This is a genomic window from Halobacillus sp. AWM4_238, from assembly GCF_056158265.1.
Genome location: NZ_JBSWSY010000002.1, coordinates 27,612 through 41,807 on the forward strand (window position 1 = coordinate 27,612; position 14,196 = coordinate 41,807).

General features: G+C 43.4%; 7 protein-coding genes. All 7 read left to right on the forward strand.

Going from position 1 to position 14,196, the window contains the following annotated elements:
- The first annotated feature begins 266 nt into the window (after positions 1-266).
- The 7 genes from ACXACN_RS00250 to ACXACN_RS00280 all read left to right on the forward strand — a co-directional run bounded on the left by ACXACN_RS00250 (position 267) and on the right by ACXACN_RS00280 (position 14,090).
- Positions 267-2,162 (forward strand): PrkA family serine protein kinase, encoded by a 1,896-nt coding sequence (locus tag ACXACN_RS00250; RefSeq protein WP_474961379.1) that lies wholly within the window; start codon positions 267-269, stop codon positions 2,160-2,162.
- 83 nt (positions 2,163-2,245) lie between these two features.
- On the forward strand, positions 2,246-3,781 hold the full coding sequence (gene ppx / locus ACXACN_RS00255) for an exopolyphosphatase (protein ID WP_474961380.1): 1,536 nt from the start codon (positions 2,246-2,248) through the stop codon (positions 3,779-3,781).
- 245 nt (positions 3,782-4,026) lie between these two features.
- Entirely contained in the window at positions 4,027-6,126 is a 2,100-nt protein-coding gene (locus ACXACN_RS00260) for an RNA degradosome polyphosphate kinase (RefSeq protein ID WP_474961382.1), read from the forward strand.
- A 206-nt stretch (positions 6,127-6,332) separates the two neighbouring features.
- Positions 6,333-9,200, forward strand: coding sequence for a 2-oxoglutarate dehydrogenase E1 component (locus tag ACXACN_RS00265; RefSeq protein WP_474961383.1), 2,868 nt, complete (start codon positions 6,333-6,335; stop codon positions 9,198-9,200).
- On the forward strand, positions 9,187-10,503 hold the full coding sequence (gene odhB, locus ACXACN_RS00270) for a 2-oxoglutarate dehydrogenase complex dihydrolipoyllysine-residue succinyltransferase (RefSeq protein WP_474961385.1): 1,317 nt from the start codon (positions 9,187-9,189) through the stop codon (positions 10,501-10,503). Before ACXACN_RS00265 ends, odhB begins: the two co-directional genes overlap by 14 nt.
- A gap of 781 nt (positions 10,504-11,284) precedes the next feature.
- Positions 11,285-12,448 (forward strand): sporulation protein YhbH, encoded by a 1,164-nt coding sequence (gene yhbH, locus ACXACN_RS00275; RefSeq protein ID WP_474961387.1) that lies wholly within the window; start codon positions 11,285-11,287, stop codon positions 12,446-12,448.
- A gap of 136 nt (positions 12,449-12,584) precedes the next feature.
- On the forward strand, positions 12,585-14,090 hold the full coding sequence (locus tag ACXACN_RS00280) for a potassium/proton antiporter (protein WP_474961389.1): 1,506 nt from the start codon (positions 12,585-12,587) through the stop codon (positions 14,088-14,090).
- Positions 14,091-14,196: the final 106 nt, after the last annotated feature.

A 14,196-nucleotide genomic window follows, 5' to 3' on the forward strand; every position in this document is an offset into this window, starting at 1 on the left:
TTCTAGAGTAGGGTCTGCCATCAACAGGCAGCCTTCTCTTCCAGTAATGTTGAATTTATTGACGTCATAGCCAGTTATAAGCGCCGGACACTCGAGACATAAGGCAACCGCTTCCGTGGTGAAAGAACGCACCACTGCACCGTTTGTCTTATGCTAGTCGCGTCTATCAGGATGCCTCCGCATTTCGAAGTCATTTACACATGTTTTACAGTAGCCAGGCATAGGATGTATTAAAATTCGTCTCTTACGACGGGGGAGGTCGCGAAGTGGACATTTTAAAGAAAATACAAGATCACCGGGAACATGAAGAGGAACTGAAATGGGAAGGTACATTCGCAGAATATTTGGAACTATTGAAAGAGCGTCCGTATCTTGCTCAATCCGCCCATTCCCGCGTTTACAATATGATTAAAAGTGCGGGCGTTGCCGAGGAGCACGATCATAAGCGTTACAAGTTTTTTGATGAGGATATTTATGGGCTGGATGAAGCGATGGAGAAACTTGTTGAAGAATATTTCCATCCTGCTGCCAGAAGGCTGGATGTTCGAAAGCGTATTCTTTTACTAATGGGGCCTGTCAGCGGAGGTAAATCAACCCTCGTTAACCTTTTGAAGCGAGGGATGGAGAAGTACACGCATACGGATGAAGGGGCTGTCTTTGCTATTAAGGGTTGTCCGATGCATGAGGACCCTTTACATCTTGTTCCGATGCATCTCCGTAAAGATTTCCAGGAAGAGTACGGGATTCGGATTGAAGGCAGTCTATCTCCATTGAACACGATGAGAGTGGAAACGGAGTATGGAGGTAGGATTGAAGATGTTTTAGTGGAACGTATCTTTTTCTCAGAGGATAAGCGTACAGGCATTGGTACGTTCAGCCCTTCAGATCCGAAGTCGCAGGATATCGCAGACTTGACCGGTTCTATAGACTTCTCTACGATTGCTCAATATGGTTCGGAATCAGATCCCAGGGCCTATCGTTTTGACGGCGAGTTGAATAAAGCGAACAGGGGAGTTATGGAGTTCCAGGAGATGCTGAAGTGTGATGAGAAGTTTTTATGGCACTTGCTCAGCTTGACTCAGGAAGGGAACTTCAAGGCTGGACGGTTTGCCCTCATTTCTGCAGATGAGTTGATTATTGCCCATACGAACGAAGCGGAATATCGTTCTTTCATTGCCAACAAGAAGAATGAGGCTTTGCATTCCCGTATGATTGTCATGCCGGTCCCTTACAACTTGAAGGTCAGCCAGGAAGAAAGAATCTATGAAAAAATGATTCGTGAGAGTGACATCAGGGATGTCCACATCGCTCCGCATACACTGAGGGTTGCTGCGATGTTTACAATTTTGACTCGTCTGAAAGAGTCAAAGAAAGCGTCGATCGATGTACTTAAGAAAATGCGTTTGTATGATGGAGAAATTCTGGAAGGGTTCAGTGATGTAGATGTGGAGGAATTGAAAAAAGAGCATGCGGATGAAGGAATGAGTGGGATTGACCCTCGTTATGTGATTAACCGTATCTCCTCTACCATCATTAAGAAAGAGCTGACCTCAATCAATGCGCTGGATGTACTGCGTTCATTAAAAGATGGCCTCGGAAGTCATGCTTCCATTTCCAGTGAAGATAAAGAACGTTATCTTGACTTCATATCCCTTGCTAGAAAAGAGTACGATGAGATTGCGAAGAAAGAAGTTCAAAAAGCTTTTGTCTATTCATATGAAGAGTCAGCTGTCACATTAATGGATAACTACTTGGATAACGTAGAGGCTTATTGTAACAAAGCGAAGCTAAGAGATCCGTTGACAGGAGAAGAACTGAACCCGGATGAGCGCCTTATGCGTTCGATTGAAGAACAGATCGGTGTATCGGAAAACGCGAAGAAGGCGTTCCGTGAAGAGATCTTAATCCGTATTTCCGCTTATGCACGTAAAGGCAAGAAGTTCGATTATCAGTCTCATGAGCGGTTACGCGAAGCGATTCAGAAGAAGCTGTTCGCAGACTTGAAAGATGTTGTTAAGATTACAACGTCTACGAAAACGCCGGATGAACAGCAACTCAAGAAAATCAATGAAGTTGTCGCAACACTCATTGATGAGCATGGGTACAATTCGAGTTCCGCGAATGAATTATTGAAGTACGTCGGCAGCTTATTGAATAGATAATCAAACAACCAGCCGCTCTCTTATTCATATTAAGAGAGCGGCTTCTTATGGTATAATGGGCAAAAATGAAGTGTGGTGAGACGATGTCCAAAAAATATTATGCCATTATTGATGTCGGATCGAATACAATGCGTCTGGTCATTTATTTGAGGGAAAAGGGTGGACGTCTTCGTGAAGTGGAGAATGTGAAAGCTGTTGCCAGACTGAGGAATCACCTCATGGACGATGGCTTATTGTCGACAGAAGGGATTCAAATTCTTCTGACCACATTAAAAAGCTTCAAGCAAGTAGCGGAGTCCTATCCATTGGAAGAAATGGTTTGTGTAGCCACCGCTACGATCAGACAAGCACAAAACCAAGCTGAGATTATTCACCAAGTATCGGAACATACAGGATTCGATATGCGCATTCTTTCCGATCATGAAGAGGCTTACTATGGTTATCTGGCCGTTGTGAATTCAACGCCTGTCACAGAAGGAATTACGGTAGATATTGGTGGAGGAAGTACAGAAGTTACATATTTCAAGAACAGGGAATTGATTGAGTCACATAGCTTCCCTTTCGGAGCGCTAACGCTTAAGCAAGATTTCTTTAAAAAAGATCTTCCAACTGAGGAGGAAATGTCAGAACTTCGGCATTATTTGATTGAACAATTTCAATCCCTCCCTTGGTTGAAGAAAAAGAACATTCCATTGATCGGAATTGGAGGAGGGGCGCGTAACCTCGTTCAAATTGATCAGAACTTGAAAGAATACCCACTCGCTGGACTGCACCAATACAAAATGAAAGATAGTGATTTTGCTTTTATCAAGAACTATCTTTTCACCCTGAATATGAAGAAGCTCCAGAAGGTTGAGGGGTTATCGAAGGATCGGGCGGATATCATCCTTCCAGCGACAGAAGTCTTTCATTCCTTGTATGATACAGTTCATGCTTCAGGGTTTATTTTAAGCAGAAAAGGATTGCGTGATGGCGTTTTTTATGAACAGCTGACGAGTGATATGGGGACAGCCCTGTTTCCAAATGTTTTAGAGGAGAGTATCCAGGAGTTGATTAGTGATTATGAGTTGAATGTAAAGCATATTCAACATGTTCAGCACCTGGCTCATGATTTGTTCCACCAGCTTCACGATCGTGGAATCGGCTCTTTGAGGAAAAAGGATTGGCAGGAAGTGAAAAGGGCAAGCTATGTGTTCAATCTCGGTGAATATATTGATAATGAATCAAGCTCCCAGCATACCTTTTACCTCCTGGCGAACCGGACGATTGACGGGCTGATGCACATGGAAAGACTTCGAATGGCTTTAATGGCCTCTTTCAAAAACAAGACGATCTTTAAGCAATTCCTCGATCCTTACAAACAGTGGTTCTTGAAAGATGAACGGAAAAAGATCCGCCTTCTCGGGTCGATGTTGAAATTCTGCTATAGTCTGGACAGTACTCGGAGGCAGACGGTCGAAAAGATTGAACTTTCCAATGAAGGGGAAGAACTCCGCGTCACCCTCTATTGTAAAGGTGCTTATATGCCGGAAGAATATCAGGCAGAGAAACAGAAAAAACACTTAGAAAAATCCTTAAAGAAGACTATTGAGCTCTCTTTTGTGGAAAATAAAAAGTAGTCCGTTCCGGGCTGCTTTTTTTGTCATATCGGAAATAATAAAATTCTACACGTTGGACAGCCTGCCCTGGAGGATGTGTTTCACGATGTTCGGACACGCGCTAATCAGTAAATTACATCTTGGCTGCTGTCTACATTTTCGACAATTTTAATCATTTTTTTACAAAAAGTTAATTCATCATTAATATGTGGAATATATTGATGTACTAACCTAAATGTGAATACATGTGTAAAGGGTGTGCGTTTATGTCAACTGAACAAAAAACGAAAGAATTAGACAACCCGCTTTTTTATAATAATCGAGAGCTCAGCTGGCTTGGCTTCAACGAACGGGTGTTGGATGAAGCTCTTGATATGGACAACCCTTTGCTCGAACGGTTGAAGTTTTTAGCTATCGTCTCTTCCAATCTCGATGAATTTTTCATGGTGCGTGTCGCGGGATTGAAAGATCAAGTCAAAGCTGGTTTCAATAAACCGGAGAACAAAGCGGGCTTAACCCCGAAACAACAACTGAATAAAATCGCCGAGATCAACCATAAAAATGTTGAAAAACAATATGCGGCGTATCAGTCAATGAAACCAGAGTTGGAAAAAGAGGGAATTTCCATCTTGTCGATTGATGATTTGACGAAAGAAGAGATTGAACGGTTTGAAACTTATTTTGATGAAGAGATCTTTCCTGTATTGACTCCGATGGCGGTGGATGCTTATCGCCCATTTCCTATGCTATTAAATAAATCCATCAACCTTGCTGTTGTCATCCGGGATGAACTTGACAGGGAAGGTGCCACCAAAACAGCGATTGTCCAGGTCCCTTCTGTATTGGATCGTTTCGTAACTGTGGGTCATGAAGGTAAATACCAATATGTTCTTTTGGAAGAAATCATTGGCCATTTCATTAGCAAATTGTTCAAAGGGTATGAAGTTGAATCGATCACGGAGTTCAGAATTACAAGAAACGCCGATATGACCATTCATGAAGAGGGTGCCCGTGATTTATTGAAAGAGATTGAGAAAGAATTAAAAAAACGGAAGTGGGGAGCAGCTGTCCGTTTAGAAGTCCGTGATGGGAAATATGATGAGAAATTGGTCCACTTTTTATTGAAAGTCCTCGAAATCCATCAAGATGATTTGTACATCACCAATGGACCGCTGGACCTAACTTTCTTATTTAAGTTCCACAAAACGTTTGAAGACATCAAAGATCATCTTTATTACGAAACGTTGATGCCTCAACCTCCTCGAGATCTAAGTAGTGATGAAAATATCTTCGAACAGGTGATGGATCAGGATGTTTTTCTACACCATCCGTTTGAATCGTTTGAACCTGTCGTTGATTTCGTAGCAGAAGCGGCTGATGATCCACATGTGTTAGCCATTAAACAGACCTTATACCGCGTTAGTGGAGATTCACCGATCATTGAGGCACTCAAGCGTGCAGCGGAGAAAGGGAAGCAGGTGACCGTACTTGTAGAACTGAAAGCCCGATTTGATGAGGAAAACAATGTACAATGGGCAAAAGAACTCGAAAAAGCGGGCTGTCACGTCATCTATGGCATGACCTATTTAAAAACCCACAGCAAAATCACCCTCGTAGTCAGGAAGAAGAATGAGAAAATTGAACGTTTTGTCCACCTCGGAACAGGGAATTATAATGACCAGACAGCATCGCTTTATACAGATATGGGAATCATCACAGCCAAACGAAAATTCGGGATTGATGCCACAGACTTTTTCAATTATCTAAGCGGATTTACCGAGAAGCCGCAATTCCATCACTTATCGATGGCACCGTTTGATATTCGAAATGACTTCATTCGTTATATTAACAATGAAATTCGGTTTCAAAAACAACATGGCAACGGGCGCATTATAGCAAAGATGAATTCCCTAACGGATAAAAATTTAATTATGAAGCTTTACGAAGCCTCTCAGGCAGGCGTACAGATTGATTTGATCGTGCGTGGAATTTGTTGCTTACGTCCGGGGATCCAAGGATTCAGTGATAATATCCGTGTGATAAGTATTGTCGGACGTTTCTTAGAGCACAGCCGGATTTATTATTTCCACCATAACGGTGACGATCGCGTCTTTTTATCCTCTGCTGACATGATGACAAGAAACATGGTGAAGCGTGTCGAGCTTTTATTCCCCATCTATGAACCGATGATTAAAAGCCGATTACAAAAGATTTTATCCGTCATGTTGAGTGACAATGTGAAAGCTAGGGAGCAAAAGAACGATGGATCCTATCAGCACGTCAAACGTGAGCCGAACGCGCAACCGATCAACAGCCAAATGAAACTTTATGACATGGCCTACCGTGTTTTGGAAGATGAAGAATAACAACGACATATCACTTTAGTGGCAAAAAGTGAAAAAGGCGTACCCATCGGTGCGTCTTTCTTGTTATAATGGAATGGATTTGGTGACTAATTAAAAAATTAAGCGAAATTTGTTGAATACGGAAGCGTTTCAATTCTATAATAGTACATGGACTTGGAAACGTTTTCGAGGAAACATTAGCCAACAACTACTTGGGGGTATTCTACGTGTCTAAACAAGGCTCCACTCAAAACTTTTGGGAAAATTTCCATGGCCCCAACATGGGGTACATCGAAGAACAATTCGAACAATATGAAAACGATCCTGGTGCTGTCGATCCTTCCTTGAAGGAAATCTTTGATGAGCACGGGGCTCCTGAATGGATGGGAAGCGAGGCGGTTACTGCAACCAATGGATCTGCTTCACCTTCTGAAAGGGACATAGCTAAGATCACCTCAGCGCTGAAACTTGTTGAGGCTATTCGTCGTCACGGTCACCTACAAGCGAATATATACGCTGTAGGCAGTGATGAGCGACCTAAAACAAATTTGCTTGAATTAGAAACATACGGACTGAAAGAAAAGGATTTAAAAGAAATTCCTGCCGATTGGGTGTGGCCTGATGCCCCAATGAAACTGGATAACGCACTGCAAGTTGTCAATATATTAAAAGAACGTTATGCAGGGACCATTTCGTTTGAATTCGGTCATGTGAATAACGAAGATGAAAGAAAGTGGCTCCAAGATAAAGTCGACACAGGATCGTATACGGTTTCACTGACAGATGAAGAGAAAAAACAATTGCTCTATCGCCTGGCTGAAGTCGAAGGCTTTGAAAACTTTCTAGCCAAGACCTTTGTTGCACAGAAGAGATTTTCTATTGAAGGCCTGGATATTATGGTGCCGATGCTTGATCATATCATTCAATCAGCTTCGGGAGACAAAATTAAACACATCATGATGGGCATGGCCCACCGTGGACGATTGAATGTACTGGCTCATATCCTTGGCAAACCTTATGATCGCATCTTTTCTGAATTCCACCTTTCTCCAGATAAGGAGCTCGTTCCATCCGAAGGTTCCATGGGAATCAATTACGGCTGGACAGGTGATGTGAAATATCACTTTGGTGCGAGAAGAGAGATTGAGAACGGCGAGCAGTCCGCTACTCGTGTGACCCTTAGCCATAACCCTTCACACCTGGAATACGTCAACCCTGTAGTTGAAGGATTCACTCGTGCTGCTCAGGATGATCGTTCAGAACCAGGCTACGCTAAGATGGATGAAGATGAGGCATTCGGCCTTTTGATTCACGGTGATGCTGCATTTATCGGTGAAGGTGTTGTAGCAGAAACCTTAAATATGAGTGACCTTCCAGGCTATCGAACAGGTGGGACGGTTCACATCATTGCAAACAACCTTGTCGGGTTTACAACGAACCGCAAAGATGGACGCTCCACACGTTATGCGAGTGACCTTGCTAAAGGTTTTGAAATTCCTGTCGTTCACGTGAATGCCGATGATCCGCTTGCTTGTTTATCAGCGATGGCGCTTGCTTATGAATACCGCCAAAAATTCCATAAAGATTTCTTGATCGATCTCGTAGGTTATCGCCGTTTTGGTCACAATGAAATGGATGAACCTCGCTCTACACAACCGAAACTCTATAAAGAGATCGATGAACATCCGACAGCTGCTGCTGTGTTTGAAAAGCAGCTGCAGGAAGAATCTGTCGTAGGTGATGGTGCTCTTAAAGATATGAAAGCGGAAGTGGAACAGAAACTCCGTGATATCTATAACAACATGAACGAGCATGAAACATCCTCTCCAGATGTGAAAGATCGTCCGAGTGGTGTCGAACGAAACCTTGATGAAATTGATACAGCCATCGACATAGATCGTCTTAAAGGTTTAAATGAGGGGATGCTGAAACGTCCAGAAGGGTTTAATGGTTTCAAAAAACTTGAAAAAATTCTTCAAAGACGCAGTAAAATGCTTGATGATGGACAGAAGGTTGACTGGGCGACAGCTGAAGCTCTGGCCTTTGCGTCTATCCTTGAAGATGGGCGTCCAATTCGAATTACAGGTCAAGATACGGAGCGCGGGACGTTTGCCCATCGTCACCTTGTGCTTCACGATGTAGAAACAGGAGAAACGTATTGTCCTCTTCACGGATTAGAACAGGCGAACGCCTCCTTTGATATTTATAACAGTCCCCTGTCTGAAGCGGGGGTCATTGGATTTGAGTATGGATACAGTGTGCAGGCACCTGAATCCCTCGTGCTCTGGGAAGCACAATTCGGTGATTTCGCTAATGCTGGACAAGTCATCTTTGACCAGTTTATTTCGGCAGGTCGGGCCAAGTGGGGAGAGATGTCCAATATGGTCTTCTTACTTCCTCACGGATATGAAGGTCAAGGGCCGGAGCACTCCAGCGCACGCCTTGAGCGTTTCTTACAGCTTGCTGCAGAAAACAACTGGACGGTTGCGAATGTCACTTCATCCGCTCAATATTTCCACTTGTTGAGAAGACAGGCGGCAATTAGTAATCAAGAAGAAGCCCGTCCTCTTGTTTTAATGACTCCGAAGAGCTTGTTGAGAAATCAGCGCGTAGCGGTGTCCGGAGAACAGTTCAGCACAGGGCGATTCCAACCGATTATGAAACAACCGATTTTATCTGAGAACAAGGATAAAGAAAAGGTAAAAACACTCCTGCTCGGAAGCGGTAAGATTATGGTTGATATCGAGGATACGGTAGATGGTACCGATCAAACCTTTGAAACGATTGACGCTGTAAGAGTCGAACAAATTTATCCGTTCCCTGAACAGCGATTAGCAAAGATGTTGGAATCCTATCCGAATTTAGAAGAGTTAGTATGGGTCCAAGAAGAACCGCAGAACATGGGTAGCTGGTATTTCGTTGAAGGGATTTTGCACAAGCTCTTGAAAGAAGGGCAGATTCACCGCTTTGTCGGTCGACCTCATCGTGCTTCACCTTCCGTCGGCGAACCAAACATCCATAAAACGGAGCAGAATCGAATCATTCATGAAGCGCTACAGATGTCTAAAGGAGGAGAAACAAATGAAGGAAATTAAGGTTCCTGAATTAGCTGAATCCATAACAGAAGGTACAATATCAGAATGGCTCGTTAAAAAAGGGGATCAAGTGGAAAAAGGCGATCCAATCCTCGAGCTTGAGACAGATAAAGTAAACGTTGAAGTGAATGCTGATGCTAGCGGAGTTATTGCTGAGTTGTTAAGAGAAGCAGGAGACGACGTAGAAGTCGGCGATGTCATTGCTAAAGTCGATGAAAACGGAAAAGGGGGAGGTTCAGAAGAAGACACATCCTCTGATGAGGAAGAATCTGAACCACAACCAGAAGCAAAACAAGAGGAAGCATCTAAACAAGAAGCAGAACAACAACAGTCTTCAGAAGAGAATAAAGAAACTTCCAATAAGGATACAAAAGATGTGATTGCGACTCCTGCCGCTCGCAAACGCGCCCGTGAACTTGGAATTGATTTAAGCGAGATTTCTGCTCGTGACCCACTTGGCCGCATCCGACCGGAAGATGTTGATGCAGCTGCTAAAGGAGAGAGCAAGCAAGAATCACAAGGTTCTTCTAAGGCTTCTTCTGACGACAAACCTAAGAAACAAGAGAAGAAGAAAGAAGAAACGAAGAAAACAGAATTCGATAAACCGGTTGAACGAGTGAAAATGTCCCGCAGACGCCAGACGATTGCGAAGAGACTTGTTGAGGCCCAACAGGAATCCGCGATGCTCACAACGTTCAACGAAGTGGATATGACGAATGTGATGAAGCTTAGAAGTGAACGTAAGGAATCATTCATGAAAAAGCATGACATCAAACTAGGATTCATGTCCTTCTTCACAAAAGCGGCGGTTGCTGCGTTGAAAGAATTCCCATTAATCAATGCGGAAATTCAAGGGAACGAAATCATCAAGAAGCAGTTCTATGATATCGGAATGGCTGTGTCTACAGATGAAGGTCTTGTCGTTCCAGTGGTCCGTGATGCCGACCGTCTGGACTTTGCTGGAATTGAAAAAGGCATAGCTGACCTTGCTACAAAAGCCAGAAACAAAGAGTTGGGACTTGAGGACTTGCAGGGCGGTTCATTCACGATTACAAACGGTGGCATATTTGGATCTATGCTTTCTACACCGATTCTAAATGCACCCCAAGTAGGAATCCTGGGCTTGCACAACATTGAAAAACGCGCGAAAGTCATGCCGGACGACACGATTGAAGCTCGTCCAATGATGTACATTGCTCTTTCATACGATCACCGTATTGTAGATGGAAAAGAAGCGGTACAGTTCTTGCGTAGAATTAAAGAAATGATCGAAGATCCATTCGATTTATTGCTTGAAGGCTAAAACCAATCCCCTTCCACGATCTCCGTGGAAGGGGATTTTCTTTGCTCCAAATCCACAAACGCTCCCTTTTCTTGAAGACTCAGTTTCGAGATGTTCTCGGGGTTCGTTGCCAGGTTGAGCGTCAGGGGTGGCTGGGAAGCAACTCGCTTTCCTGTGGGGGAGTGGCGAGCTTCCTCGGGCTAATGCCCTGCGGGATCTCGCCGATCTCCTTTCTCCCACGGGAGTTTCGCAGCTTCCCAACCACCCCTTTCATAGTAAGGAGAAACGAACCCCTACCTAGGGGAAGTGTCTCCCATTTCCCCTACTAAGATTGGCATAAAGCGCTCTGTATCAAGCTTATAAATTCTGAATGCCTGCTGTGGAGAGGTTATATGATCCACTTTCCTCAGTCATTCAGGCTGATTGTTCGAGAAGTGATTTCGAGAATCTTCCATGGCAAAGGGGCGGAGGGGAATGGCGAGACTCCTGCGGGAAAAGAGTGCTTGGTGAGACCCCACAGGACGCAGTCCGAGGAGGCTCACCGCGCTCCCGCGGAAAGCGAGCTATTCCCCGCAGCCCCATCCACTCAACACAAGCCTCGAAATCGAGTCTTCAACAATCCTGCCATATTGTACAATAACTCTTTAAAACAACTTGTACCATCATGAACTATCATTTTGATTGTGAAAAGGTAGACAATGGTAGGCGAATGCAACAAATAATCCATGTATATCTCAATATCTTTCATCCCTTACCGTGGACCTGCATACGATAGAGTAATACTCGATTAGGAGGGAATTACATGGATGAAGAGATGAGTTTCGTAATCGCCGAAGACGACTGGTCCCTCCATCGGAAAGGCTACGACGATCAGCGGCGACATCAAGAAAAAGTAAAGGATGCGATGAGCAAGCAGTTACCTGATCTCATTACTGAAGAAAATATTGTGATGTCGAATGGAAAGCGTGTCGTTAAGATTCCAATACGTTCACTTGATGAATATAAGATTCGTTATAATCACGAGAAGAATAAACATGCAGGACAAGGTGAAGGAGATAGTGAAGTAGGAGATGTCGTTGCTCAAGCGCCGCAACAATCGAAAGGTAAGCCGGGCGATGGAGATGGAGCTGGTGATCAAGCCGGCGAAGATTATTATGAGGCAGAGATCTCATTAGCAGAGTTAGAGGAAGCCTTGTTTAAGGAATTGACCTTGCCGAATTTGGATGAAAAGGAAAAAGACAATATCATTCATACAGATATCGAGTTCAGCGATATCCGCAAGACAGGATTGACTGGGAACATTGACAAGAAGAGGACGATGCTTGAAGCATACAAACGAAACGCCCTGGGCGGTGAAGCTTCATTTGCACCTATTTATCCTGAGGATATTCGTTTCAAAACATGGAATGAAAAAACCAAACCAGAGTCAAAAGCTGTTGTTATTGCTATGATGGATACCAGTGGTTCCATGGGACAATGGGAAAAATATATGGCCAGAAGTTTCTTTTTCTGGATGACCAGGTTCCTGAACCGGAATTATGAAACCGTGGAAATTGAATTTGTCGCCCACCACACACAGGCAAAAGTCGTAAGTGAGGATGACTTCTTTTCCAAAGGTGAGAGTGGAGGAACCATTTGCTCGTCAGCTTATCGTAAGGCATTAGAATTGATTGAAACGAAGTACTCGCCGGAGCGTTATAACATTTATCCGTTCCACTTCTCAGATGGGGACAATTTAACATCTGATAATAAACGTTGCTTGGCCTTGATCGAACAACTCATTGAAGTATCACAAATGTTCGGTTATGGAGAAGTGAATCAGTACAATCGTTCTTCCAGTTTGATGCAGGCCTATAAATCGATCGATCATCCGAAGTTTCGCTATTACATTCTAAGAAGAAAAGCAGATGTGTTTCATGCAATGAAACAATTCTTCAGTGAACAAGTAGAAGAGATGCTAAGCTGATGTTGCAGAGAAGTCAAGTAACATCTTGTTGCTTGGCTTTTTTTGTGTTTTAAAAGAATGGACGAGTATTTTTATTTGCACCTGATCTTTCCTTGTTATAATGTCCTTATATAAAAGATAAAAGGAGTATCTATTTATGATTCAGGAAATTTTAGAGTCCAATCAATTCATCATGCTCATGGCTCTATTACTTATTGTAAGTATTATCGTTACAAAATTCTCCTCGAGACTCGGGGTTCCTTCCCTTGTTCTATTTATTGCGGTGGGAATGCTTGTAGGGAATGATGGGCTTGGGTTCATTTACTTCGACAATCCGGAAATTGCTCAATTGATTGGTGTCATTGCGTTGATCGTCATTTTGTTCGAAGGTGGTATGCTGACGAAGTGGAAAGATATCAGACCGGTGTTAGCCCCTTCGATTGTTTTAGCTACTTTAGGGGTTGTATTGACTTCATCCATCGTAGCTCTAGCTGCTAAGTTCATTTTACATATTGGATGGTTTGAAGCTTTTCTTGTCGGTTCCATTGTGGGGTCTACCGATGCGGCTGCCGTATTTGCCGTTCTTAAAGGCAAGAACGTTCGTCCTAAGCTTGAGGCTACGCTTGAAGCAGAGTCCGGTACGAACGATCCGATGGCTGTGTTTTTAACCATTTCATTCATTCAATTGCTCACAATTGATCAAGTCAACCTATTCAGCATGATAGGATCTTTCTTTTGGCAGATGGGTGCAGGACTCGCTGTGGGGGCAGGCATTGGTTACTTGGCAAGTTTATCGCTCAATCGGATTAATCTCGACTCCAGTGGACTCTATCCTTTGTTCGCCTTAGGTTTCGCCTTTTTATCCTACAGTTCAAGTTCTTTGCTTCAGGCAAGTGGTCTTTTAGCCGTGTATGTGACAGCGGTTGTCATTGGAAATGCTGAACTGGCATACAGGTATTCCATTTTGCGTTTTCATGAGGGGTTTGGTTGGATGGCCCAAATTCTTATGTTCATCATCCTCGGACTATTCGTTTCTCCTACTGAGGTCTTCACATGGCCTGTTATGGTGGATGGTCTGCTGATCGCCCTCGTACTCATTTTCATAGCGAGGCCTATAGCTACACTGTTAAGTTTGGCTGGTTTTTCTTTTACGATGAAGGAAAAGTCCTTTTTATCCTGGGCTGGATTGCGTGGAGCTGTCCCAATCGTTCTGGCGATTTTCCCAATGCTTGCTGGAATCCAGAATAGTCAGCTTATCTTTAATGTCGTTTTCTTTATCGTTCTTACTTCAGCACTCGTACAAGGTTCTTCCATTACGTGGATCGCTGAACGTTTCAAGCTGGTATCAGAAAAGCTTGGTAATCCGATTCATTCCCTGGAGTTGATTTCCATTGGGAAAGCGAACGTTGAAATGATTGAGTTTGATGTAACGGATCGAAATGTCGTCGTTGGTCAGACATTGGAAAATATGGAGTTGCCGGATCGAGCACTTATTAATGCAATCATTCGTGACGGTGATGTGATTACCCCATATGGTCAAACAGAAATCAAGGCTGGGGATACGTTGTATATCCTTGTAGCGAGAAAAAATAAAAAAGAAGTGAAGAAGCTGCTGGAAGCTGTTAAAGAGGAGGAAGCTGAACACGAAAAAAGCCGAGCTTAAGGCAGCTCGGCTTTTTTCGTAGCAGCTATGATATTTTGGGCGTTTCACTATGATATGAAGAATACAGTTATTATTATAGGTAAGACATGCGGGTTTGTAAACCTTT

Coding starts and splice junctions, on each gene's coding strand:
- ACXACN_RS00280 (WP_474961389.1), top strand. CDS start 12,585: ATGATTCAGGAAATTTTAGAGTCCAATCAATTCATCATGCTCATGGCT.
- yhbH (WP_474961387.1), top strand. CDS start 11,285: ATGGATGAAGAGATGAGTTTCGTAATCGCCGAAGACGACTGGTCCCTC.
- ACXACN_RS00260 (WP_474961382.1), top strand. CDS start 4,027: ATGTCAACTGAACAAAAAACGAAAGAATTAGACAACCCGCTTTTTTAT.
- ppx (WP_474961380.1), top strand. CDS start 2,246: ATGTCCAAAAAATATTATGCCATTATTGATGTCGGATCGAATACAATG.
- odhB (WP_474961385.1), top strand. CDS start 9,187: ATGAAGGAAATTAAGGTTCCTGAATTAGCTGAATCCATAACAGAAGGT.